Consider the following 22,958-nt stretch of genomic DNA (forward strand, 5'->3'; position numbering starts at 1 on the left):
ATACCAATTTAATGCTTGCGGTATTCATCTGGTTGTTCGTCGAACGCTGTGATGTGTGACAGGTTCAGTATGTATGCTGATGTACCTTGATGATCTTCAAACAAGCCTTTTTCCAGCACACCAGTGAGGGTGAAGGCTTGGCTCATCATGATCTTAGAAAAACCATCAATTAAATCCACATAAATTAACTGGTTAGGGGGAGGCGGCGGGTAATGAATACAGGCTCCGTAATAAGGCACCAAGAAAAACCGTTTTACGCTTCTATCATCGTTTAAGTCAATCGGCACCATATAGCCTGAAATACGCACTGCTTTGCCTATGAGGGGCTCAACCACGTTTGTCGAATACAGCGCGGATTGATATTGCTCGTCTGTGGTGGCTTGCAAAGAAAGTGTCACCTGTTCACTGAGCGCTTTGTCACCGCTGGACTGATATTTATCTAATACGTCTTGATCCGCATTGGGTAGTAGGTCACGCCACCCTAATTGAATGATGTCGCTGTTGCTCAATCGGTTGCGTAAATCCATATCTGGGGTCACGTACAACTCAGGGCTAGCTAGCTCATTGTATATGTTAGCGAGGTAATTTTTGTCTTGGCATTTTGTTAGTGAGACGCCAGCCGCAAAAAAGAACAGCATGATACCCACTATTTTTAGTTTGTTAATCAACATGCTCTCGTTATTTCCGGTTCGCCTGTGCTATGAGCGATTTTGCTTTTAGCAATCAAACGGTTAAGGGAGGACTGGGAATTCATACTGCTCATTGGCTCATAAGGGCATTGTTGTTAAGGGCGAACCAGGAGGCCAGTTATCATATGGCGTTTACGGTAACATGCTGAGAAAAATCAACTTTTTCTTCACGTTTGAGTGCATTTATGTGTACTGATATTTTATGGTGACCCACCTTACTGACTTTGTATTTCAATGGATAGCTGCCAGATACGCCCGCAGCGGTTAACCTTGTGTCGCTCAACAAGGTAACGTCTTCACTGCCTGAAAAGGTAATGACGACATTTTGGTATGTCTCAGGTACAGCGTATTCAATATTAAGTATGGTAGACGTGTTCGTTTCGGCGTTAACTCTTGATGGGTGAGTAACATGCAAGGGTTGCTCGAAATCTTGCTGATACTGAATTTGTTTCATTGGATGAAACGACGAATATATACCGAACCCTAAACCGCCATGAAACTCGCATGCCTGCACCGCAAAAGGTAGTAGCCCTACCAGTGATAGAGACACGCTACAAAAAATGACTTTTAATGTGTGCATTTATTCCTCCTCGAAGGGGTAAGCTTTGTTTAGCTTGAGACGATACGCTGAGGTACCGAGAGCGTTTTCCTCGGTGTCGATTACCAGAGTACCTTCAAACCAGAATGGGTCATAAAGACTGTCGAGCTGTATGCCTTGTGGGGAGGTACTATGAATGATTTGGTTAGGCGGCGGTGGCGGCATATGTAAGCAAGCGCCAAAATATGGCACGATAAAAAACTCTGTTATCTGCTGAGAATCGTCAGACTGCAAAGGAACGATGAAGCCGGGAATACGAATGCGTTTATTGGCATAAGTATCGATAACGCGGGTAGAACTCAATGCTTTTTGAAAACGCTTGGTGTTTTCGTCAACGCCTTCTTTTTCATTCAGTGCTTCGACTGAATCTTGCTCTGAACCATCTTCAATACCTAATAGATAATCAGGCGGGTTCATGAGAGCATCAAGATCGTCCTTGGGCATCAGTGCAATCCACTCTATTTCTTGGTAGCTTTCACTGGCTTGTTCTGCATGTGCCACATTGGGCAAGATAATAATTAAGAGCAACGCGATGACGCGCACAGGTAAAATTTGTGTCTTCATTTCTTACATCTTTGCTTTAAAAAGTGCTTCGTCTCAGATTGAAGTGAATGTTATAACATATCAATTGTGATGTTGATAGTTTAAGATATTTTCAAAAAAACGGATCCATGAAAGAAGTCAATACAGATAACCATGAGCCACATAAGCCATGGGCAATTAACCTGCAAAACGTGCAATTTCGCTATGGTAAATCGGGTGCAGAAAACGCATTGAATATCCCCCTTTGGCAAGTCGCCCGTGGTGAGCGGGTATTTTTGCATGGTGATTCTGGCTCGGGCAAAACGACCTTGTTGAATTTGTTGTCGGGGGTGTTAACGCCGACTCAGGGGACTATTGAACTACTAGAGCAGCCTTTTTCGACGTTATCCGCGCGGCGCAGAGACACTTTCAGGGCGCATCATATCGGAGTGGTATTTCAGCAGTTTAATCTAGTACCTTATTTGAGTGTGCTTAAAAATATTCAATTAGCCAATCACTTCGCGGCCAAGCGAGATAAAGATATTGTGGCCTCTGCTAATGCTATGCTGGCCAAATTGAACCTGCCTAGTGATGTATTGCACAAGCCGGCGAATGCTTTGAGTGTGGGGCAGCAGCAACGTGTTGCTATCGCTCGCGCGCTCATTAATCAGCCTGAATTGCTGTTGGTGGATGAGCCAACATCAGCCTTAGATGCATCAGCAAGAGATGCATTTATGACTATTCTGCTAGAGATGTGTGAAAGCGTAGAGGCTAGCTTGATATTTGTTAGCCATGATATGTCACTAAAGGAATTTTTTAATAGCCGCATTGATATGTCAAGTTTGAATAAACCATTTGAGGGCGCAGCATGTTAATTTCACTCGCCTGGAGCAGTCTGTGTAGCCGTAAAAAATCAGTGATCCTGACTTTTCTTTCGCTGCTGATTAGCATCAGTGTCTTGTTAAGTGTTGAGCATATTCGCCAGCAAGCGAAAAGCAGTTTTAACCGCACCATTTCAGGGGCTGATCTAATCGTTGGTGCACCCAGCGGGCAGCTCAACCTGTTGTTATATTCGGTATTTCGTATGGGAGATCCCACCAGTAATATCGATTATAAAAGCTATGAAATGCTCAAAAATAATCAGCAAGTGGCATGGGCAATTCCACTTTCTTTAGGGGATTCACACCGCGGGTTTCGCGTACTAGGAACCAACAGTGATTACTTTGCTCACTATCAGTACGGCGATAAAAGAGCGCTAGAAGTCGCATCAGGAAAGCCGTTTTCAGGGATGTTTGATACCGTGATTGGGGCCGATGTGGCCAAAGCACTAAATTACCATGTGGGGGATAAGATTGTTGTTGCTCACGGTATTGGCGCAACCAGTTTTAGTCATCATGATCATAGCCCGTTTGTGATAAGTGGTATTCTCAAGCCAACAGGCACACCAATCGATAAAACCGTACATGTCACACTGCAAGCTATTGAGGCCATACATCTGGCGCCTTCTCAGCTAGATGCGATCCTTGAAGGTGGTTTAGCAGACAAGGTGAAACCTGACAGTGTGACCGCTGTGATCTTGGGCCTAAAAACCAAGTTTGCCACCTTTAAACTACAGCGTGATTTGAATAATTACCAAGACGATCGTTTGATGGCTGTGCTACCCGGCGTGGCGTTAGCGGAACTTTGGCAAATGATGGCAAGCATTGAAAATGTGCTCAGAGTCATCAGCGTGTTGGTGTTGATATCATCACTGTTTGGTTTGTCGACCATGTTGCTGGCCTCTATGAATGAACGCAAAGGTGAGATAGCGGTACTGCGCACGTTAGGTGCGGGTCCAAGGGTGATATTTGGTCTAGTGTTATTAGAAGCTTTGATGCTGGTGGTGATTGCGGTGGCAAGTGCTGTGGCATTAGTAAGCGCGACGCTCGCGCTGTGCAGTGACAGTTTGGCCGCCCATTATGGTTTGTTTTTAAGTGCCAATTTACTTTCATGGGAAACACTGCAAATCGCCCTTGTCATCGCTGTTGCATCCATAGTGACCTCGGCTGTTCCTGCTTTTGAGGCCTATAAAACCGCGTTACAATCAAGGTTGTCTGGGTGATGCAAGAGTAAGAGGCGATATGCTTGTATCGCCGATATTGAATGCAAAGGCCGATGAATTCGGCCTTTGTTTTTCTGTTGTTAGGTGAAGGTGCTTACGTTCTACCTCTGCTATTGACTGTCTGGTAATAACGGGACATTTAAGCGTATGCGCTGGCTGTTACGAATAAAACCAGCACCTTTTTCAACTAACCTGCGACCTTCGCTGATTTGCTCTTGGGCTTTGGTTTGCAGCTTCTTCGACTTGGCTACCATGTTATTCCCCTTTTTGATGTCATCGATGGCATCTTCCCAACGCTCACCGATGGCATTGAGTTTCTCTGCCTCAAACTCTACTTCTTGAGGGGTTGACGAGTTACCAATTAAAGTCGCTTCATTCTGATAGTCTTGTCTGGCGCGTATAATGGCGTCAGTACCAGACTGAATAAGAATTTCCCCCTCGCGTAATTCTTTGCGCGCATCTTCTAAGGTGCTTTCACCTTTGCTAATAAGCTTCTCACCTTTTTCAGATAGTTTTTTACCTTCTTGCCACATTCCATCTGGATCATTCGCGTAATCCTCCAAATTGGGGGTGCTTGAACAGGCGCTAACTAACGCTACTAATACACTGATGATGAATATTTTTTTCATTTTAGGTTTCTCTCTTTTTCAATTGCCGATGGAGCTTAAATTGATTGTGTCATCACGCTTCATCGTTTACCTGATTGAATAGACGTGCCAAGAGCGGGGTTGGTCACAATATTTAGGTGTGGCAAGAGCAAGTTATTGTTTTAATTGAATTAATTTTTTGGGCGGGCGCTATTCAAGGCTTTGATAGTTAATGATTCATTATTGTGCGTGGTGATCGAGGTAAAAGTTGATTGTAATGGACAGATAAACATGTGGAGTACGCCCAATGACAGTTGAATATATTGATGTGCAAGCACCAGAGCCAGGAGAGTGGCAACAAATAGCGCCTGGAATTTTGTGGTTACGTATGCCATTACCGTTTGAGTTGGATCACATCAACTTGTATTTGATAGAAGATAATGACTCAGATACGGGCGAGAAAGCGTACGCCCTAGTTGATACAGGCATTGGCGTAAATAAAACTCAGCAGCTTTGGGATACTGTATTAGACAAGCTGGATGCACCGCTAAGCAAAGTCATTGTGACCCACATGCACCCAGATCATATTGGGATGGCGGGCTACTTAGTCGATAAATTTCGCGCGCCTCTATACATGAGTCATTCTGAATATTTTGTTGGTAGAGCCATGAGTGCAGGTAGCCGAGGCGCATCAGATTGGCAAGATGATGAATACCTAGTGCGCTGTGGTATGTCGCCTGAGTATGTTGCCACCGCCAGTGAAAACCGTAAAACCAACAAAGGAGTGGGGCAGGTTATTAGACCTATTCCTGTGCATCATGAGCGTTTACAAGAGGGTGATCAACTGACTATCGGTGGTCAGCAATGGCAAGTCATGATTGGCCGGGGGCACTCACCTGAACATGTTTGCTTGTTTAACCCTTCCACTAAAGTGTTGATTTCAGGGGACCATGTGCTGCCAATTATTACCCCGAACATTGGGGTGTACAGCACTGAGCCAAATGCAAATCCTCTGAAATCCTACTTAAGTACGTTACCCCAATTTAACACCCTGCCGAGTGATGTAATGGTCTTACCTTCCCACAAACAGCCTTTTGTTGGTTTGCATACCCGTGTAGACGAATTGATTTCTCACCATCATGAGCACTTGGCCAATATAAAAGGGTTTTGCGCTCAAGGTAAAACCACCAAAGAATGCTTGCCTGTGCTGTTTAAACGGGAATTGAATGAGCACAATATGTTCTTCGCTATTGCAGAAGCACTCGCGCATCTTAATTATTTGTATTTTGACAACCAAGTGACGCGAGAGACCAATCAGGCCGGCCACTACGTATTTACCTCGAGTAACAACGACATAGCTGACAGGGCAAGAGGTTAAGCCCGAAGAAGAGCCGGACCAGAAGGGAATTTCCGTTTTCAATCAATGTTGCCAATTGAGATTGAGGCAAAAAAGCAAGCGTAGCGAACGAAACAAGCACAAAAATTTTGGATAAGGTTGTGTAATAGCTTAGGTATTTTCAAGTAATCAAGTAATAAGGAAGATGCCATCATTTCCTCTCTTTCTAAACTCGATAATGAAGCTTGTGCTCAGTCCTAAGAGAGTTACACTCAAGAATGCCGATTCCATTTCAATTCCTCTCGAAGATAGAAAGTTAAGGTTTTGACGCCTCAATCAGTGACACAAGAACGTAACTTCTCAGCGAGAAAAGTGTCAGCCTTTTAATTTAATCTGTCAGATCACGTTAACAGGTATTCAAATAGCACTATGTTAAGAGTGCGATGATATGCAGCGAAAGAATAAAAAGGGCAAATTTAGTTTGCCCTTTTTGTTGTTGGTTAGCGCGTTATAAATAGCACTCAGAGTTAGAAGCGATAAGTCACACTGACAGTACCATTGATAGGCGCTGCGTAGTAAAACGAGCTATGTAAGCTGCTAATGTACTTTTCATCTGTTACGTTGTTTAAATTCGCTTTTAGGCTCAAGCGCTCGGTAATATCATAGTTTGCATAGGCGTTGAGTAAAAAGTAGCTGTCTTGGGTGACATTGTAATCGGTGTTCTTGGTCTCTGATTGCCAACGACCATTAAGTCCGACTCTTAATGCGGGTAGAGCTGGAACGGAGTAATTCAGCGAGAAGTTCACGTAATCTCGAGGGGCCCAAGTATTAGCATCTTCGCCATTGGTATCTTCAATTTCGATTGAGGTATAGCCTAAAATGAGATCGAGGTTTTCGGTTAGTTGTCCGCTTATCTCCACTTCAAAACCGGTAGATTCAACATCAACACCATAGTAGTAAAATTGCCCGTTATCAGGATTAATCCCGGCATAAGCGGCTAGGTTTTCCTGTTCAGCAGTGAAGTAAGCGAAAGTGGTTAAAAGAGATTCATCTAACCACTGCATTTTTATACCCGCTTCGGTATTTTTGCCTTTGGTTGGATCAAGGTATTGCCCTGATAAATCGTATTGCTCTTGAGGTTGATAAATGTCTGAGTAACTGGCGTAGGCATTGATGTGTTCAGTCAGTGCATAAGTAAAGCCTAAATACGGGCTAAGCTCATTTTCGCTGTTATCAATTTCGGCTCCGCTATTATTCCCGCTACGTTCGAAGTCAATGGCGTTAAAGCCAGCGATTAAAAATAAGTCATCGTGGAGCGTGATTTTACTTGAGCCAAACACGCGGGTTAGGTTTTGTTTAATTTCTGAATACAGGGTGCGCTCTTGCCAATCAGGCTCGGCAACGGCATCGAGTGCATAAGGAAAGGCGGGCAGTGCGCCCCAAGCAGCTTCACTAAAATCAGCGGCATAGTTAAACATAGTGTCGGTACTTTGCGCATAACTAACGCCAAGCGTTGCTTCATGCTCAAAGCCAAATGCACTGAAAAAACCTGATGTTTTTACTTCAATTAAATCGGAATCAATATCTGAATCATAACGTCCTGGATAACCTAACAGGCCTAACTGAGTGTCTTTGTCGATGGTGCCATAGGCGTAAAAAAGTTTGTCTTGCTCTTCGAAATAGCGCTTGTGGTAGTTCACATCAAGACGCCAGTTGTCGCTCATTTGATGGGTAAATTCTACAAAGGCGTTGGTGTTAATTGTATCCCACATTGTCCATTCTTGGGTGGTTGTGTCACTAACGTCCCACTCGGCTTGTGTGCCGTCAGTGTAGTTAAATACTAAGCCGCCCCATAAATTACCATCGGTGTTGGCGTCTTGATGAGATACTCCGACAGTCAAGGTGGAATAGTCCGTTAGCTGACCATCAACAACACCGTAGAAATACCCTCGTTCATCTGATAAGCCATTAAGGTGGGAGTGCTTATCTTCAGCGGCAACAACAAAACGTGCAGCCCAACGTCCATCTTCAGTAAGTAATGTGTTGTAATCGCCTTGTAGGCGTTTGAAATCGTAGGACCCTGCAATAACAGCCACTTCGCCGCCTGTTTCATTCGTAGGACGCTTACGCACATAGTTGATGGTGCCTGAGGCATTGCCCACGCCGGTTAGCAAACCATTGGCACCACGAATGACCTCGATATTTTCATAGCCATACGCATCAATTGCTCCGGTCACGATCCCCCAATCGTTGGGTAAACCGACACCGTCAATTTGGGTGTTTTTAATTTCGAAACCGCGAGATGAATAGTTGGTACGATTGGTTTCCCATGCTTCTACCGTTACCCCAGTGGCAAGGCGTAGGGCATCGTTAATATTGAACGCGGCAAAGTTACTCATCAAATTTGCGCTGATAACGCTAATGGATTGCGGCGTTTCGCTGATATCCATGGTTAAGCCGGTGGCACCTTCACTAATTCTATCTTGACGTACCCCAGAGATAAGCAAGTGCTCAACTTCGCTGACGTCTTGTTGTTCCTGAGTTTCAGTCGTCTGCTGCGCGTGTGTATGCATGGCAAGGGTCAGTAAAGACAAGCTAAATAAGGTGTGCGGCTTCATGTGTTTCCTATTGTTATCAATATATGAAAAATCGAGCTAAGCAGTATACATAAATAGAATTGCATATGATAATGATTTGTATTTACATGGATTTTTAAGTGATTTACAAAGTAGATAGCGTTTTTAGCGTCGTAATATAGTGAAAAGAAACAACTTTACAGTATTAATGGGAATCATTATTATTAACTTTTAGCGCAAGCTATTGGCTTTGCAGTGTATTGATATAACCGTTAAGCGTTCATTTGTAATGCTATCGGATATCGCATATTGGATAGGTGCTGGCGAGACTGTGATAGCCTAGGATTCTCTTCTTTTTGCAATATTAAATCGCGCTTTTAGCCCGCCAATACTTAGCGTTTACCTATAATAAAAACGACGGAAACCCAATGATACTGTTACTCGCAATAGCACTAGGCATAATAGGCAGCTATTTGCTGTATATCAGCTGGAAGCAAAATAATAGGCTCGCCGCCGTTTCAGGGTGGGTTAGCTTGTTCCTTACTGTACCATTACTGGTTATGGATTTAGGGCCTGAGTTTGGTACTGTGTTTGCCCTTGGTTTACCAGCGCTTTATGTTTGGTTGGGTATTTTTCGCGAGCAAAAAACGCAGCCACCCAAACATATCGATAGGCAGTATAAAAGCACTCAGTTTAACGGCAAAAAATGGCTTAAAAATAGCGGTTACATTGTGTATCACCTCATTTTATTGATGCTGGTCAGTAGTCTGCTGGTCATTGCCATTCTTGATTTGCTGCCACTTGGAAGGCCGAATCAATTAGCTGCTGGGGTGATTATTATTCCGTTGGTGTGGTCTGGCTTGTCGTTCTGGCATTTAGCCTCTTCGAAAACGCGTACGCCCTTACTGTTTAGTGCGTTTGTTTCACTTGCTTCTAGCATTTATCTATTTGTTTAATTTATGAAAAATTCAGATCTAAGCGCAAACCCAGTAAATACCCCCTCTATCAGTAAACGTTCGCTCTCTGCTCACGCTTGGTTAGGGTTATTTGTCAGTGCGTTTATGTACATTATTTGTTTGTCAGGTACTTTGGCGGTATTCCATCAAGAGCTAGAGCGCTGGGAACAACCTCAAATACCTGAAACCACAGAAGTCGATATACAGGCGATTGATAAGGCTTACGACACCTTCGTTGATACTTATCCTGAAGAGACCGAGCACATGTACGTGGTCTTTCCCGGCTCAGGCATTCCGCGGATTGTGGTTGAAAATGATCATGTTGCCCATTTTGTGAACCCTGACGGTTCTTTAGGCGAAGTTGAGCAATCAAATTGGACTAAAATGCTGGTAGATTTACACCTCTATTTGCATCTACCTAAGAGCTTCGGGATGATTTTGGTTAGCGCATTTGGGGCATTGTTATGCGCGCTTATTCTATCTGGTTTTCTTGCTCATCCACGGATCATTAAAGACGCTTTCCGTTTTCGCCGCGGCGGTACTGGCTTGCAAGAAAATATCGATTTGCACAACCGTTTTAGTGTTTGGGCAGCACCTTTCCATTTGATGATAGGTGTGACTGGGGCGTTTTTCGGTTTAACAACAGTGTTAATTGGCTTGGTGTCCCAGGCATTTTACGACGGAGATAATCAAGCCGTTTTCGATGAATTGTTTACACCTGAACCTGCTCTTGAACAACCGCTGCAAAGACCGCAGATTGGCCGAGCCATGGATTACATACGCCAGCATAATCCTGAAGGTAGTCCGCTATTTTTAACGGTACATGAACCTGATACCGCTGGGCAGTTTATTGAGGTTTTCGTAAAGCAACCCGGCCGACTTATTTATTCGGAAAATTATCGTTTTGATGTGCAAGGTAACTTCATTGAAACGGCTGGATATCGCGACGGTGAAACGGCTAAGCAAGTGATTTATTCGATGTACCGACTGCATTTCGGCGAATTTGCAGGGAGTGCGAGTAAGGTACTGTATTTTGTGCTGGGTATGATGTTGACGGTGGTATCAGCCACAGGCATTAATATTTGGCTAAACAAACGCAAAACTACAGATGTGATTAATCAATGGTGGCCAACCTTTGTGTGGGGCACACCGTTGATATTAAGCGTAAGCGCGCTACTAAACTTATTCATTCACGTACGCTTAGACCTATTTATTTGGGTTGGCTTAGTGGTAGCTCTAGCGATTGCAGCGCGACAGCAAAATACGCAATTGTGGGTGAGCAGGCTAAAGCAAGCGCTAGCCGTGTCTTTGTTGACGATGATTGCTGCATACACCGCAAAATCAGGTATCGCGGCTTTTAACATAGCGGCGTTGCAGTTGAATATCCCACTGGCTTTATTTGCGATTTACTTATTGCTTAAGGGGCGACAAGCTCGCCCTTAATCCGCCAGGGCTGTTACCAGCAATGTGCTGGCATGACCGTTTGCGTCGATATGTGTCTAAAGGAAGCGCGTTGAGCAAGCTTTTTAAACACTCTTTGGGTGCTCACTATTAACGTGGAATGGTAGAACAGGTGCTTTTATATTTCACAGGCAATAAAAAAGCGCGTTAGAAACGCGCTTTTTAGCTATCAATGAGTGGATTATGCCATCGCACTTTGTAATTTTTTCATAGCGTTCTTTTCGATTTGACGAACACGCTCAGCAGATACTTGGTACTTATCAGCAAGATCTTGTAGCGTCGTTTTATCATCGCTTAACCAACGGGTCTGTATAATATGTTGGCTACGCTCATCAAGTGTCTTTATCGCAGAGTAAAGCTTTTGTGATGCAGTCGCATCCCAATCGGCATTTACTACGTCTGTTTCAACGTCAGCACTTTTATCTTCTAAAAACTGTACCGGTGCGAAGCTGCCACTTTCATCGTCATCGGCAGACAAGTCAAACGCTTGATCATGGCTACTCATGCGAGCTTCCATTTGTAGCACTTCTTTCTCGCTTACCCCAAGATCGCTTGCAACCTGTTGTACTTCTGCATGTGTGAACCAACCTAAACGCTTTTTGTTTTTGCGTAGATTAAAGAACAACTTACGTTGCGCTTTGGTGGTGGCAACTTTCACTATACGCCAGTTACGAAGTACAAATTCGTGAATTTCTGCTTTTATCCAATGTACCGCAAATGACACTAATCGAACGCCCACTGTAGGGTCGAAACGTCTCACAGCTTTCATTAGGCCAATGTTACCTTCTTGGATTAGATCCGCTTGAGGTAAGCCGTAGCCAGAATAAGATTTAGCAATATGCACAACAAAACGTAGATGAGACATAATTAGCTTTCTTGCAGCTAATAAATCGTCTTCCTGTTGTAAACGTTCTGCTAGACCTTTCTCTTCTTCAGCGGATAACATATCAATGCTGCTAACAGCTTGAACATAAGTTTCGATGCTACCGGTCTGTGGAACGGTTAACGTTAATGCACGCATATCTGTAGTCATAATCACCTCGTGTAACATTGTGTTCTTGGAACCATGCAATGACTTTGCCATCCGAGAACTGCTTTGAGTTTACGCTTGTTGTAATAGACCACTCAAAGGCGAAAAAATTTCATGTAGCGACTGATGTTTCAGTAATATATTATACAAAAATCAGATCCGTGTGATCCAGATCAATTAAAAGTTTATACAGCGCTACTTTTGGGGGGTTGCTCGTACTTCATGAACAACGAATGATGCAACCATAATAACAGTTATCATTGTACGCAAGAACTATCTTCGCAATATTAATATTCTATTACATATGCTGGTCTTTCATCACATTTGATAGACGATATTGATCTTTTTTGTTTTATTGAAGTAAAAACAATCCTTTGTCGTATTTACAAGGTTCAAAATAGTCTGTTAGTCTGACTTTGTTCAAAAATACGACGAAAGTACATCAAGGTACTAAAATTAATTTGCAGCGCTTCCCAAGCGTTATATCTTTTGGACTAAACAGTCTTAATAAAAATGTTTTCATAGGGATGTAAATGTTCGCCTTTATTGCTCGTCAGCCTATTTTAGATCGTAAACGTGATGTATTCGCCTACGAATTGCTTTTCAGAGATGGTAAAAACAATTGCTTTCCCGACGCCACTCGCGACGAACGTACCGAAAAGCTAATCGCTAAGCATTATCTCACGCTAGGCCTAGATGATATTTCATGCAATAAGAAGTCATTTATCAACTTCCAAAAAGAAACATTAGTCAATGGTTTGCCTGCTGTTCTTGACCCGTCGAATGTGGTGGTTGAATTATCCGATACTGTGTTACCTCACGACGCATTGTTAGATGTTTGTCGACAAGTCAAAAATACCGGTTTTACTATAGCGTTAGATGATCATAACCTCGATCCAAAATGGGATGATTTTTTACCTTATGTAGACATAGTTAAGGTGAATATCATGCAGAGTGACTATGACGGCATAGCTAAGAGTATGCCTAGGTTACTTGATTCCAATGTAAAATTGGTTGCAGAGCAAATAGATACTCAGCAAGATTTTGAAATTTATCGAGACATGGGTTTTGATTACTTCCAAGGCTATTTTTTCGCTAAGCCTGAAGCGATAAAACAACAGAATTTACCTACGTCAAAGCTAACCTTGGTCGAGTTAATGGGCGTGAGCTCAAGCGAAACCTTTGACATAGAACGTGTTAATTCAGTAATAGAGCATGATGTTGGCCTGTCTTATATGCTGTTGCGTTTTGTGAATAACCCCATGGTTAACAAACGTTATAAGATAACCTCGTTACGCCATGCTATTACCTATATGGGGGAAGTGGAGCTCAAAAAGTTTGTTGCCTTGTTGGCCTTGGCTAACCTTAATGATGATAAGCCGATAGAGTTATTACATCTTTCCCTTGTACGAGCTAAGTTTTGTGATCTGGTCGCGCGTGAAGCCAAGAAAGGTGACAATCCGCCTGTAGGCTTTTTAGTCGGGTTATTTTCGTTGTTAGATGCAATATTAGATCAACACATGGATACCTTGCTCAATCAATTGCCAATAGATGACGACGTAAAGTTTGCATTAAGTGGCGGGCAGAATGATTTGTCTATTTATTTAGTGCTGGCGAAGGCATTTGAAAGTGCCAATTGGCTCAAGGTTATCCGTATTGCTGGCTTATTGAAAATAGACCAGAAACGGCTTCACAGTATGTTTAATCAGGCGATCATATGGGGTAATGGATTGCGTCAATCTGTATCGCCACACTTCCCTGAATCAAAAGTATAGCGATTCGTTTGTAGGGAATTGCCTCCTGTTGCCTGAGATACGATAGGTTTATATCTCAGGCAAATATCACTTAGGTTCTATTGCGCTTACATGGCGCCTTACCGATATCATTGAGCCTACTAACCCCAATACGACTGACGTAGAAAGCATAGTGACTAGGGTGCCAAAATCCACCCCTGTAAGGGTGAACTGCTTCTGATAGAGAGCACTGACGGCTTCAACACTTGCACTCATCCACCAAAGAAGGCAGATCACGGTAAACCATGCTAGTAACCCTCCTAATAAACCGTACCAAAAGCCTGTGTACATGAAGGGGCGTTGAATAAAGGCGTCGGTGGCACCTACAAGCTTCATGACTAAAATTTCATCTTTCTTGCTTAAAATATTTAGCCTAATCGTGTTTCCTATAATCAACACCACAGCTAGAAACAGCAACAATGCGATCATGCTGACCAGCTCTTTAGCGACCGTGAGAATAGCGTCTAAGCGTTGTAACCATTCTAAATCTAACTTGCCGATATCGACTTCTCGCTCGCTGCGCAGTTTATCGAGTAGCAAACGCGCCGCCGCAGGACCCGCATGCTTTTCAGTAGGAGTAACGAGAACCACAGGAGGTAAGGGGTTCTTATCAAGATAAGCAATGGCATCACCAAAGCCTGAAAGTGTCTTAAATTCGTTTAGCGCGTCATCTGCGGGTATATAAGTGACTTTATTAACCTCTGGCCAGGAATTAATCCGTGTCAGTAGTTGGTCAATATGTTGTTTAGAGGTTTCAGCTTTTAAAAATAGCGATATTTCGGAAGCTTGATCCCAACCGGCATTAATCTGCTCGGCATTTTTGACCAGAATATATAAGGTGCTGGGCAAGGTAATACTTAATCCAAGTACCCCTATGGTCATCAATGAAGCGGCACCGGCCCGCCACATTTCCCCTAAGCTTCCTAACGCTTGTCGAAGGTGGCTGAGAAAAAACATTTGGATGCGTTGAAGAATAGAAATTTGACTTAGTTGCGCGCCTTGGGAGCGGCCTTTAAATAATAAACTCATTCTTCAAACTCACTTATGTGTGTGCGGCCAGTTGATGCTGATTCGGTGTTCATCAGTATGCGCGCTTTTGTTAAAAGTCTTGAGATAGGCCATCGGTAATCATTTGCCCATTTTTAAGCGTCAGTGTGCGGTATTTCATACGAGCAATCAGGCCCAAATCATGGGTTGCGATAAACACTGACACCCCAGCTTGGTTAAAATCTTCAAATAAGCGAATGATTTCCATCGACAATTTTGGATCTAAATTACCGGTTGGCTCATCCGCTAACAACAGGGGAGGCTTATTCACCACAGCACGGGCGATGCCGACTCGCTGCTGTTCACCGCCAGAAAGCATAATAGGCAGGTTTTTCACTTTGTCGCGCAAGCCCACCATTTCAAGTGCAGCATGTACTCTTTTACTGGTCTCTTTATGGGAATAACCCTCAATAATGAGCGGTAAAGCAACGTTGTCGAACACGCTTTTATCCATCAATAGTTGATGGCTTTGAAATATCATGCCGATATCACGGCGAATATATGCAATCTGACGACGACTGATTTGATTTAGGTCATGACCATTGATCAGCACTTTCCCTACCGTAGGGCGTTCCATCAAACTGATCAGTTTCAACAAGGTACTTTTACCCGCGCCGGAATGGCCGGTGAGAAAAGCCATCTCACCAGGCTCAATGTGAAAGTCAACTTTGCGCAGGGCTTGTTGACCTCCAGGATAGGTTTTACTAACTTGCTGAAACTTGATCATAACATCACTCTTGGCACATTCGACTTATTGAGTACTTTGTGCATTCGCATCAGCGCTGCTTTCGGCAAAGAGTGCTTCAACAAATTCATCACTTGCAAATGGACGTAAATCGTCGATTCCTTCCCCCACGCCTATATACCGAATAGGAATGTTAAATTGATCGGCTAAGGCGAAAATGACCCCGCCTTTTGCGGTGCCATCTAGTTTGGTTAATGTGATGCCTGACAGGCCTACTGCCTGATTAAATAATTTAGTTTGACTAACGGCGTTTTGTCCCGTTGCAGCATCTAGAGTTAACATGACTTCATGAGGTGCGTTAGGATTAATTTTCTTCATGACGCGCAACACTTTTTTCAGTTCTTCCATTAGATGTTCTTTGTTCTGTAAGCGCCCCGCGGTGTCAGCAATCAGTACATCCACCTTGCGTGCCTTTGCAGATTCGAGGGCATCATAAATAACCGACGCGCTATCAGAACCCGTTTTTTGTGCAATCACAGGGATGTTATTGCGTTCACCCCACACTTGTAGTTGTTCAACCGCGGCGGCTCTGAAGGTATCACCCGCGGCCAACATCACTTTCTTACCTTGTGACTGAAATTGCTTCGCCATTTTACCTATGGTGGTGGTTTTACCTACGCCATTTACTCCAACCATCAAGATAACAAACGGGCCTTCGTCTGTTTCGGGCACAAGAGGTTGGCTGACTTCTTGTAATATATCGCTCATCTGTTGCTTGAGTAATTGATACAAGGCATCGCCGTCTTTTAATTGATTACGTTTGGCACCATCAGTCAGCTTTTTAATGATTTTACTGGTGGTATCGATCCCCACATCGGCAACTAATAGCTGCGTTTCCAATTCTTCGTATAAATCATCATCTATGGTCTTACCACGAAATAAGCTGACAAAACCGCTACCTAAGTTAACTTTGGTACGCGACAGACTTTGTCTTAACTTGGCAAAAAGTCCTATTTTGGCAGGCTTCTCAGACTCTGGTTCAGACTTTGATTCAGCGTCTGGTTCAGGGGCTAGCTCCAGCTCTGTTTCTTGCATCTCTGTGGTGGCTTCTATTACTGCACCAGGTTCTTCAGTTATAACTGATGTTGAAACATCATTATCTTCCACTTCAGTGACTAAGGCCGGTGTGGATTCATCAATGTCAGTCGTATAACTGTTCTCATCGAAAAGAGGCTGCTTATCTACTGCGCTTTCAACTTCTACCGCTGGGTGGGCATGAGACGCATTTTCTACCTCAGTTTCTATAACATTCTCAGGGGCGCGCTCTTGCTCGACACCTTGTTCGTCGATGATTTCATCGATTTGCTGCGGTATTTCTTGGGCTTCTTCTGGTGCGCTCTGAGGGGGATTTTTTGGCTCTGACTTGGGCTTGTCTTTTTTGAGCCAACCGAAAAACTTGGACATATTAAATAGAAATCCTTGGAAAATCGTTGAATTAATTGAGTACACTTACGTTACTTTGCAGCAATGATAGCATTCCTACTATAAATGAAGCGAGACGTAAAAAAGAGACAAGCTGCCAATGGTGCAATTCGTATTATCAGCGGGCAATGGCGCGGGCGCAAATTACCTGTGATGAACGTACAAGGTTTAAGGCCAACCACGGATAGAAACAAAGAAACTTTGTTTAACTGGTTAATGGCACACACACAAGATAGCCGCTGTTTAGACGCATTTGCTGGCAGCGGAGGTTTAGGGGTTGAGGCACTTTCTCGCTATGCTAAACACGTGACGTTTATAGAGTTAGACAAAAACGTTGCGCGCAACTTACAGCAAAATCTAATCTCTTTAAAAGCCGCAGAAGATAGTGCGAAAGTGCTATGTGGTGATGCTTTAGGCTATTTAAATCAACTCAACGAAGAATTTGAGCTGATTTTTCTGGACCCACCTTTTAATCAAAACCTTGTTCCTAAAGCTATTGAGGGCATTGAACAGGGTGGTTTGCTCGCCCAAGATGGTTTGATTTATATTGAATGCGAAACACAAAATGCTCAATACAGTGTGCCGCCTCAATGGCGCTTATTAAAAGAGAGTCAAACTAGCCAGGTGACAGCGCGGCTGTATCAAGGCTAGTTGCTGGCGTAAAATAGCCCTAAGAAGTAATATCGATACCAATATTACTCATGCCTTCGCCAATAGCGATTGCTTGTAATGCTTTGCATGTTTCGCCATTTTTAGGGCTACTGGCTAAAAAGGTGAGTAACTCTTGTTGTATTTCAATTTCCCATTGCATCAATGGATGTTGCTTAATTTCTTCGTCTGATATTTCGTCATCAGAGGTTGCCTCAACAAAGGTTTCTACTGTGCCCTGAGCGAGTTTACTCACCACGACGGCGCCTTGCAGATCTTCTCCCATTAACAATAAGATAAGTGCTGACATTGACATGGCTGTATCGATCGCTGGGTAAACGCCTATGCTGTCATAATCATTAGGATCCGGTACGTTTGCTTCTACTTTTTCGAGTTGCGCGGCAAAATTAATTTTTGTTTTTGGGTGTGCAAGCCACTCCCAGATAATATTTAAACTATTGCGATAAGGGCTAGGGTCTGCGAATTCAGTCGCCTCACAGAAAAGCTGGTAATTCGGTAACATGCGCTCTAACAGCGCTGCTGAAAAGGCAACCGACTGCCAAGACTCTAATTCTCTAACTTGTTGAAATATAGTTAGTTTGTTTTCTTTCATTGTTACCTCGTTGTTCCGCTTTTACATTAGCGAATAAAATTTTCCGATGCCATCTAGTAGCATTTGGATTGAAATCATAATTAGGATCATGCCCATTAATCGTTCAATCGCTATTAGGCCTCGTTCACCTAGTATGCGATGAAATAGATTCGAAAACATTAATATCACTGCGCTTACCGACCAAGCTGCCAGCAGTGCCAAAGACCAATCTAACATACGACTATGATCTTGATTCGCGAGCAGAATGAGCGCCGCAAGAATAGATGGGCCAGCAATCATTGGGATGGCTAATGGGACTATAAAAGGCTCTTCACCTGGCGGTAAGCCCGTTACACCACCGGGTTGCGGAAATATCATTTTTAACGCGATCAAGAATAAAATAATGCCACCGGCGATACTGACGGTTTCCTGCTTTACACTTAAAAAATCGAGTACGGCTTGGCCACTGAACAAAAAGCCCATCATGATCAGTAAAGAAAAAAACAACTCACGGATCAGAACGATACGGCGTCGCTTGGGTTCAATGGTTTTTAATACTGACATGAACACAGGAAGGTTGCCTAGTGGGTCCATAATCAAAAATAATGTAATGGCCGCAGACCAAGTTTCCATAGTGCTACTCTTTCGGGAGTTAATTGAGACGGGGCGATTGGGCAAGTGTATAACATCTACGCAGCCCAGCCCATCTGATTGAAAGATTTATCTATTTTTTTAGTCGTTAAAGATCAACAGCTCTCGAGCAAATTGTTTGCTATGGTTGAAAGACAGCAATGACCTAGTACCTAGTAACAGCGTACCGAAGTCAGTAAAGAGTGTGTAATATTTAGAGGGAGCAGAAAATGAGTGTGATGACAGTAGAAGAAGTAGCGAATTTTTTGGGTGTCGAGGCAATTCGTGTTGAACGCTTAGAACGTGAGAGTTTATTGATTGCGGTAGACAAAGACGAGCAGGATAGGCCGCTATTTAATGCCAAAGATGTAGAAAAATACAAAGTGCTCGCGGAGCGTCTTGGGGGGCTTTGAGCTTTTAATTCAGCGAACCTAGGTACCTCTTGCGCACCTAGGTTGTTGCAAAATATACGAAAACCAAATGAGTATTTAGTTACTCATTATTCAGTCAATAGGGCCTTGGCTATGGTTCGAATGCCCATACCTGAGGCGCCTGCCGGTGTATAGGCATCTGCACTATCGTTAAATGCAGCGGCCAAATCCATATGCAACCAACCTTGACCGTCATTGCTCACAAACCGTGAAAGAAAGCCGGCAGCGTTTGATGCACCTCCTGCTCCTCCGCCTTTTTGCGCGCGGCTATTGGCTGTGTCTGCATAATGAGAGGGGCATTTTTCTTGGTGCCATTTCTCCAGCGGCAAGGGCCAAGCCGGCTCGTTTTCTTCATCGGCGTATCCTAATGCGCGCTGCATCAGATTTTTATCTAGCGCAAAAAAGGCATTGTAGTCACGTCCTAATGCCGCGCTAGCTGCGCCGGTTAACGTTGCAGCATCTATGATCAATGGCGCTTGGGTTTCACATGCCGCCATTAGGCCATCTGCTAGCACTAATCTACCTTCGGCATCGGTATTGACGATTTCTACCGTTGTTCCATTTTTATAGGTGATGACATCACCGAGCTTGTAAGCGTGGCCACTGATTAAATTTTCAGCACAGCACAAATATAGTTTCACCCGTTTTTCTAAGCCTTGCATAATCGCTAAGCCTAAACCACCGGTTACCATGGCGGCTCCGCCCATATCACATTTCATGTGCAGCATACCTTCGCTGCCTTTGATGCTATAACCGCCACTGTCAAAGGTTATGCCTTTGCCCACTAATGCGGCGCTAACAGGGGCAAGGGGATCGCCAGTTGGGTTGAAGTCTACTTCAAGCATTACAGGCGGGCGTTTGCTACCGCGGCCAACGTTATATAGTCCGTGCCACTGCTGTTCTACAAGCTCTTCGCCCACCCATTGCTTTGCAGTGACATGACTAGGACTTAAGCTGGTTAACCATTCCACACTGCTGCTGGCCAATTTTTCGGGGGACAGATCTTCCGGTGTGGCATTGGTTTGATTACGAGTAAACACCAACGCTTGATAGCGCTGGGTTAAAGCACTGCTATTTTCGTCATCTGCCCACTGAATGTGGTGCTGTTTTTTGCTACTGGTGAAGCTATAGGCAAAAGCCCATTGTTGTTCGATATGCCATTTACCACATAAAGTCACGAAATCTAAATTCAAACCGTCTAGAATACGCGCTGCGCGGCGAATGGTTCTATGTTGAGGGTCATCAGATAATAAATGGATAGTAGCGCTTTCATTGTCGAATGATAGCACAGCATTCTTGCCCCAATGGGCAGCGGCTGGCGCATTTGACAGTTGGATAGAAAGTCGAGACATAAAACACTCCTAAGATAAGTAAGCCAATATCATAACAATTTTGTAACGATAAACAGTATGGTGATGAATGCAATTTAATAACAGTTTGATTGAAGGTGTGTTGATTAAACGTTACAAACGATTTTTAACCGACGTCAGATTATTAAATAAAAATGAAGTCGTTGCTCATTGTCCCAATACAGGCGCAATGACGGGTTGTGCTGAGCCGGGTATGCAAGTTTGGCTTTCTGTAAGTGATAATCCCAAGCGCAAACTAGGCTATACTTGGGAGTTAGCGGTAACCCAACAAGGGTATTGGATTGGTATTAATACTAATAATGCCAATAGAATCGTCGGGGAAGCGCTGGCAATGCAGACAATTAGTGAATTAGTTGGCTACGACAGTGTGCGCCCTGAGGTACGTTTTGGGCTCGAAAACAGCCGAATTGATTTTCTTCTTAGCGCATCGAGCAAACAAGATTGTTATATTGAAGTGAAATCGGTGACCTTGTTAGAAGGTGAGCAAGGCTATTTCCCAGATGCCCAAACGGTAAGAGGCCAAAAGCATTTGCGCGAGCTAACAGCTATGGTCGAACAAGGTTATCGTGCTGTTTTGCTGTTCTGTGTTCAGCACACGGGTATTCAAAGCGTAAAAGTGGCAGAACATATCGATCCAAAATATGCACAAATGTTTGCTCAAGCAGTTGAGGCAGGGGTGGAAGTATTGGCATACTCATGCGTAATTAACGAACAAAATATTACGCTAAATCAACGACTCCCAGTGATTGTATGAAAATATAAGTTGCTTTTTTCGCCGACATCGCCATATTGCCCGTCGGAATTTGGTTTTTAGCATTAACAGCAGGTCAGTGCGTAGAATTGCCAGCGGTATTTCTTTCTGTTATACATACCCGCTTGCACAAAACCGTCCTGTGCTCGTAGTTAAGGAGAATTGGCTGATGCCAACAGGAAACACGATGAAAACACTCGGATTATTAGCCCTAGCTGGTCTTACTCCCTATCAGGAGAAAGCTGGCGAGGAATACATGAATGAAAAACAAATGGAGCATTTCCGTTTGTTGCTAAAAGCATGGCGCGACCAATTACGCCAAGAAGTAGATCGTACCGTGCATCATATGCAAGACGAAGCGGCTAACTTCCCTGACCCAGTTGACCGGGCAGCACAGGAAGAAGAGTTCAGTATTGAACTAAGAACCCGTGACCGTGAACGCAAATTGATCAAAAAAATCGAGAAGACCCTTAAACGTATCGAAGAAGACGATTTTGGCTTCTGTGATACCTGTGGTATCGAAATTGGTGTTAGGCGCTTAGAAGCGCGTCCTACTGCCGATTTATGTATCGATTGTAAGACCCTAGCTGAAATTAAAGAAAAGCAGCTTCAAGGTTAGTATTGATAACGAAAAAGCTGCTCAACGCAGCTTTTTTTATGCTTATGTACTATTTCGTTTGCACGATTTCGCTTAATGCTCTCCCCTTTTGATGCACGTCGTTCTCATCAAGAGACCCAGTATGTAGGGAGGTTTGCGCCTTCTCCTTCTGGGCCATTACATTTGGGCTCACTTGTGGCCGCGTTAGGTAGTTATCTACGGGCTAGGCAAATGGATGGTAAATGGCTCTTACGAATTGAAGATATTGATCCGCCGCGAGAGCAAGCAAATGCTGATGAACTCATAAAAGAAACCTTGGTACGTCACGGTTTGTTATGGGATGAAGATGTTATTTATCAACATAATAGTCATGAGCGTTATGAGCAAGCGCTTAAATATTTGCGGGTCAACGGTCATTGTTATTTTTGTCAATGTACTCGCAAACAGCGGCTTGCCAATCCGAAAGGACAGCCTTGTGCATGCGCCCAGTTAGCATTGAGCCCTCAGGGCAGCGCAACCGTTCTTCGAAATACCGTTGCTGTGCACGAAATCGATGATCTAGCGCTTGGGCGTGTTTCTTTTGAAGAGCAGAGTAAAGACGACTTTATCTTAAGGCGAAAAGATGGACTTTACGCTTACCAATTAGCTGTGGTGGTAGATGATATTGCGTCAGGAGTAACTGAAGTCGTGCGTGGCGCGGATATCTTACCCGCTACTGCTTATCAACTTGCCCTATATAACCTGTTTGCACAGCCTGCTCCCGCATACGTACATTTACCGCTAGTGATGGGGGACAATGGTCAAAAGTTAAGTAAACAAAATCATGCCCCCCCATTAAATAATGAGCTCGCATCCAGTAATTTGTGCACGGCATTAGAAACATTAGGTTTGCGTGTGCCAAGTCATTTAAACAACGCCCCGGTAACAGATATTTTAGACTTTGCAGTGCATAACTGGAGCGTGGCGCTTACAGCTGATAATCCGCATGCGTTTGACAATAGAATTGACGCGTAAGACAGGTTATGATCCGACGCGTTAAACACCCTGCTTTGGGTAGTCCTTTATATTGGAGCTG

General features: G+C 43.7%; 23 protein-coding genes. 11 read left to right on the top strand and 12 right to left on the bottom strand.

Annotation, left to right across the window (positions count from 1 at the left end; translation table 11 throughout):
• Positions 1–8 precede the first annotated feature (8 nt).
• The 3 genes from FX988_RS14745 to FX988_RS14755 form a co-directional block, all read right to left on the bottom strand.
• Positions 9–671: a DUF3299 domain-containing protein gene (locus FX988_RS14745; RefSeq protein WP_160180902.1), complete on the bottom strand. Its 663-nt coding sequence runs from the start codon at positions 669–671 to the stop codon at positions 9–11.
• 139 nt (positions 672–810) lie between these two features.
• A complete protein-coding gene (locus FX988_RS14750) occupies positions 811–1,269 on the bottom strand; it encodes a hypothetical protein (protein ID WP_160180903.1) in 459 nt (152 codons plus the stop codon).
• Positions 1,270–1,851 (bottom strand): DUF3299 domain-containing protein, encoded by a 582-nt coding sequence (locus FX988_RS14755; RefSeq protein ID WP_160180904.1) that lies wholly within the window; start codon positions 1,849–1,851, stop codon positions 1,270–1,272.
• 107 nt (positions 1,852–1,958) lie between these two features.
• On the opposite strand from FX988_RS14755, the gene FX988_RS14760 reads away from it, so the two are divergent.
• Positions 1,959–2,684 (top strand): ABC transporter ATP-binding protein, encoded by a 726-nt coding sequence (locus tag FX988_RS14760; RefSeq protein WP_160180905.1) that lies wholly within the window; start codon positions 1,959–1,961, stop codon positions 2,682–2,684.
• On the top strand, positions 2,678–3,910 hold the full coding sequence (locus FX988_RS14765) for an ABC transporter permease (protein ID WP_160180906.1): 1,233 nt from the start codon (positions 2,678–2,680) through the stop codon (positions 3,908–3,910). Before FX988_RS14760 ends, FX988_RS14765 begins: the two co-directional genes overlap by 7 nt.
• A gap of 110 nt (positions 3,911–4,020) precedes the next feature.
• On the opposite strand, the gene FX988_RS14770 is transcribed toward FX988_RS14765, so the two are convergent.
• On the bottom strand, positions 4,021–4,539 hold the full coding sequence (locus tag FX988_RS14770; protein WP_160180907.1) for a hypothetical protein: 519 nt from the start codon (positions 4,537–4,539) through the stop codon (positions 4,021–4,023).
• Positions 4,540–4,804: 265 nt separating this feature from the next.
• Between FX988_RS14770 and FX988_RS14775 the strand changes: the two genes are divergently transcribed.
• Entirely contained in the window at positions 4,805–5,875 is a 1,071-nt protein-coding gene (locus FX988_RS14775) for an MBL fold metallo-hydrolase (RefSeq protein WP_160180908.1), read from the top strand.
• 485 nt (positions 5,876–6,360) lie between these two features.
• Here FX988_RS14775 and FX988_RS14780 read toward each other — a convergent pair whose 3' ends face one another.
• Positions 6,361–8,451, bottom strand: a complete 2,091-nt coding sequence (locus FX988_RS14780) for a TonB-dependent siderophore receptor (protein WP_160180909.1) — start codon at positions 8,449–8,451, stop codon at positions 6,361–6,363.
• A 386-nt stretch (positions 8,452–8,837) separates the two neighbouring features.
• On the opposite strand from FX988_RS14780, the gene FX988_RS14785 reads away from it, so the two are divergent.
• Together FX988_RS14785 and FX988_RS14790 are read left to right on the top strand one after the other, a co-directional pair.
• Positions 8,838–9,365, top strand: a complete 528-nt coding sequence (locus FX988_RS14785) for a hypothetical protein (protein ID WP_160180910.1) — start codon at positions 8,838–8,840, stop codon at positions 9,363–9,365.
• A 3-nt stretch (positions 9,366–9,368) separates the two neighbouring features.
• Positions 9,369–10,808: a PepSY-associated TM helix domain-containing protein gene (locus FX988_RS14790; protein WP_160180911.1), complete on the top strand. Its 1,440-nt coding sequence runs from the start codon at positions 9,369–9,371 to the stop codon at positions 10,806–10,808.
• Positions 10,809–11,007: 199 nt separating this feature from the next.
• Here FX988_RS14790 and rpoH read toward each other — a convergent pair whose 3' ends face one another.
• Complete coding sequence (gene rpoH / locus FX988_RS14795; RefSeq protein WP_160180912.1) at positions 11,008–11,859, bottom strand: RNA polymerase sigma factor RpoH; 852 nt, start codon at positions 11,857–11,859, stop codon at positions 11,008–11,010.
• A gap of 530 nt (positions 11,860–12,389) precedes the next feature.
• Here rpoH and FX988_RS14800 point away from each other — a divergent pair.
• Positions 12,390–13,631, top strand: a complete 1,242-nt coding sequence (locus tag FX988_RS14800; protein WP_160180913.1) for an EAL and HDOD domain-containing protein — start codon at positions 12,390–12,392, stop codon at positions 13,629–13,631.
• Positions 13,632–13,697: 66 nt separating this feature from the next.
• On the opposite strand, the gene ftsX is transcribed toward FX988_RS14800, so the two are convergent.
• The 3 genes from ftsX to ftsY form a co-directional block, all read right to left on the bottom strand.
• Positions 13,698–14,678, bottom strand: a complete 981-nt coding sequence (gene ftsX / locus FX988_RS14805) for a permease-like cell division protein FtsX (protein WP_160180914.1) — start codon at positions 14,676–14,678, stop codon at positions 13,698–13,700.
• Positions 14,679–14,748: 70 nt separating this feature from the next.
• Positions 14,749–15,423 carry a cell division ATP-binding protein FtsE gene (gene ftsE, locus FX988_RS14810; protein WP_007985773.1) on the bottom strand — a complete coding sequence of 225 codons (675 nt, stop codon included), beginning with the start codon at positions 15,421–15,423 and terminating at the stop codon, positions 14,749–14,751.
• 24 nt (positions 15,424–15,447) lie between these two features.
• On the bottom strand, positions 15,448–16,845 hold the full coding sequence (gene ftsY / locus FX988_RS14815) for a signal recognition particle-docking protein FtsY (RefSeq protein WP_160180915.1): 1,398 nt from the start codon (positions 16,843–16,845) through the stop codon (positions 15,448–15,450).
• Positions 16,846–16,929: 84 nt separating this feature from the next.
• On the opposite strand from ftsY, the gene rsmD reads away from it, so the two are divergent.
• Positions 16,930–17,514, top strand: coding sequence for a 16S rRNA (guanine(966)-N(2))-methyltransferase RsmD (gene rsmD, locus FX988_RS14820; RefSeq protein WP_160180916.1), 585 nt, complete (start codon positions 16,930–16,932; stop codon positions 17,512–17,514).
• A 19-nt stretch (positions 17,515–17,533) separates the two neighbouring features.
• On the opposite strand, the gene FX988_RS14825 is transcribed toward rsmD, so the two are convergent.
• Together FX988_RS14825 and FX988_RS14830 are read right to left on the bottom strand one after the other, a co-directional pair.
• Positions 17,534–18,124, bottom strand: coding sequence for a YjaG family protein (locus tag FX988_RS14825; protein ID WP_160180917.1), 591 nt, complete (start codon positions 18,122–18,124; stop codon positions 17,534–17,536).
• 21 nt (positions 18,125–18,145) lie between these two features.
• Positions 18,146–18,736: a YhgN family NAAT transporter gene (locus FX988_RS14830; RefSeq protein WP_160180918.1), complete on the bottom strand. Its 591-nt coding sequence runs from the start codon at positions 18,734–18,736 to the stop codon at positions 18,146–18,148.
• 227 nt (positions 18,737–18,963) lie between these two features.
• Between FX988_RS14830 and FX988_RS14835 the strand changes: the two genes are divergently transcribed.
• A complete protein-coding gene (locus FX988_RS14835) occupies positions 18,964–19,146 on the top strand; it encodes a helix-turn-helix domain-containing protein (RefSeq protein WP_160180919.1) in 183 nt (60 codons plus the stop codon).
• A gap of 86 nt (positions 19,147–19,232) precedes the next feature.
• Here the strand turns inward: FX988_RS14835 and pepB are convergent, their stop codons facing one another.
• Positions 19,233–20,516, bottom strand: a complete 1,284-nt coding sequence (gene pepB, locus FX988_RS14840) for an aminopeptidase PepB (RefSeq protein WP_160180920.1) — start codon at positions 20,514–20,516, stop codon at positions 19,233–19,235.
• Between the two features lie 67 nt (positions 20,517–20,583).
• On the opposite strand from pepB, the gene sfsA reads away from it, so the two are divergent.
• From sfsA to gluQRS, 3 genes are all read left to right on the top strand, one after another.
• Entirely contained in the window at positions 20,584–21,288 is a 705-nt protein-coding gene (sfsA, locus tag FX988_RS14845) for a DNA/RNA nuclease SfsA (protein WP_160180921.1), read from the top strand.
• A gap of 166 nt (positions 21,289–21,454) precedes the next feature.
• Positions 21,455–21,904, top strand: a complete 450-nt coding sequence (gene dksA / locus FX988_RS14850; RefSeq protein WP_160180922.1) for an RNA polymerase-binding protein DksA — start codon at positions 21,455–21,457, stop codon at positions 21,902–21,904.
• A gap of 75 nt (positions 21,905–21,979) precedes the next feature.
• Positions 21,980–22,897, top strand: a complete 918-nt coding sequence (gene gluQRS, locus FX988_RS14855; protein WP_160180923.1) for a tRNA glutamyl-Q(34) synthetase GluQRS — start codon at positions 21,980–21,982, stop codon at positions 22,895–22,897.
• Positions 22,898–22,958: the final 61 nt, after the last annotated feature.

The sequence above is a fragment of the Paraglaciecola mesophila genome (genome assembly GCF_009906955.1).
Lineage (GTDB): Bacteria > Pseudomonadota > Gammaproteobacteria > Enterobacterales > Alteromonadaceae > Paraglaciecola > Paraglaciecola mesophila_A.

What these genes read in the sequence shown, in the direction of transcription:
- FX988_RS14770 (WP_160180907.1), bottom strand. Translation starts at nt 4,539, where the DNA reads ATGAAAAAAATATTCATCATCAGTGTATTAGTAGCGTTAGTTAGCGCC.
- ftsE (WP_007985773.1), bottom strand. Translation starts at nt 15,423, where the DNA reads ATGATCAAGTTTCAGCAAGTTAGTAAAACCTATCCTGGAGGTCAACAA.
- ftsY (WP_160180915.1), bottom strand. Translation starts at nt 16,845, where the DNA reads ATGTCCAAGTTTTTCGGTTGGCTCAAAAAAGACAAGCCCAAGTCAGAG.
- FX988_RS14825 (WP_160180917.1), bottom strand. Translation starts at nt 18,124, where the DNA reads ATGAAAGAAAACAAACTAACTATATTTCAACAAGTTAGAGAATTAGAG.
- gluQRS (WP_160180923.1), top strand. Translation starts at nt 21,980, where the DNA reads ATGCTCTCCCCTTTTGATGCACGTCGTTCTCATCAAGAGACCCAGTAT.
- FX988_RS14775 (WP_160180908.1), top strand. Translation starts at nt 4,805, where the DNA reads ATGACAGTTGAATATATTGATGTGCAAGCACCAGAGCCAGGAGAGTGG.
- dksA (WP_160180922.1), top strand. Translation starts at nt 21,455, where the DNA reads ATGCCAACAGGAAACACGATGAAAACACTCGGATTATTAGCCCTAGCT.
- FX988_RS14785 (WP_160180910.1), top strand. Translation starts at nt 8,838, where the DNA reads ATGATACTGTTACTCGCAATAGCACTAGGCATAATAGGCAGCTATTTG.
- FX988_RS14780 (WP_160180909.1), bottom strand. Translation starts at nt 8,451, where the DNA reads ATGAAGCCGCACACCTTATTTAGCTTGTCTTTACTGACCCTTGCCATG.
- rsmD (WP_160180916.1), top strand. Translation starts at nt 16,930, where the DNA reads ATGAAGCGAGACGTAAAAAAGAGACAAGCTGCCAATGGTGCAATTCGT.
- FX988_RS14760 (WP_160180905.1), top strand. Translation starts at nt 1,959, where the DNA reads ATGAAAGAAGTCAATACAGATAACCATGAGCCACATAAGCCATGGGCA.
- FX988_RS14800 (WP_160180913.1), top strand. Translation starts at nt 12,390, where the DNA reads ATGTTCGCCTTTATTGCTCGTCAGCCTATTTTAGATCGTAAACGTGAT.
- FX988_RS14835 (WP_160180919.1), top strand. Translation starts at nt 18,964, where the DNA reads ATGAGTGTGATGACAGTAGAAGAAGTAGCGAATTTTTTGGGTGTCGAG.
- FX988_RS14745 (WP_160180902.1), bottom strand. Translation starts at nt 671, where the DNA reads ATGTTGATTAACAAACTAAAAATAGTGGGTATCATGCTGTTCTTTTTT.
- FX988_RS14750 (WP_160180903.1), bottom strand. Translation starts at nt 1,269, where the DNA reads ATGCACACATTAAAAGTCATTTTTTGTAGCGTGTCTCTATCACTGGTA.
- rpoH (WP_160180912.1), bottom strand. Translation starts at nt 11,859, where the DNA reads ATGACTACAGATATGCGTGCATTAACGTTAACCGTTCCACAGACCGGT.
- ftsX (WP_160180914.1), bottom strand. Translation starts at nt 14,678, where the DNA reads ATGAGTTTATTATTTAAAGGCCGCTCCCAAGGCGCGCAACTAAGTCAA.
- sfsA (WP_160180921.1), top strand. Translation starts at nt 20,584, where the DNA reads ATGCAATTTAATAACAGTTTGATTGAAGGTGTGTTGATTAAACGTTAC.
- FX988_RS14790 (WP_160180911.1), top strand. Translation starts at nt 9,369, where the DNA reads ATGAAAAATTCAGATCTAAGCGCAAACCCAGTAAATACCCCCTCTATC.
- FX988_RS14755 (WP_160180904.1), bottom strand. Translation starts at nt 1,851, where the DNA reads ATGAAGACACAAATTTTACCTGTGCGCGTCATCGCGTTGCTCTTAATT.
- pepB (WP_160180920.1), bottom strand. Translation starts at nt 20,516, where the DNA reads ATGTCTCGACTTTCTATCCAACTGTCAAATGCGCCAGCCGCTGCCCAT.
- FX988_RS14765 (WP_160180906.1), top strand. Translation starts at nt 2,678, where the DNA reads ATGTTAATTTCACTCGCCTGGAGCAGTCTGTGTAGCCGTAAAAAATCA.
- FX988_RS14830 (WP_160180918.1), bottom strand. Translation starts at nt 18,736, where the DNA reads ATGGAAACTTGGTCTGCGGCCATTACATTATTTTTGATTATGGACCCA.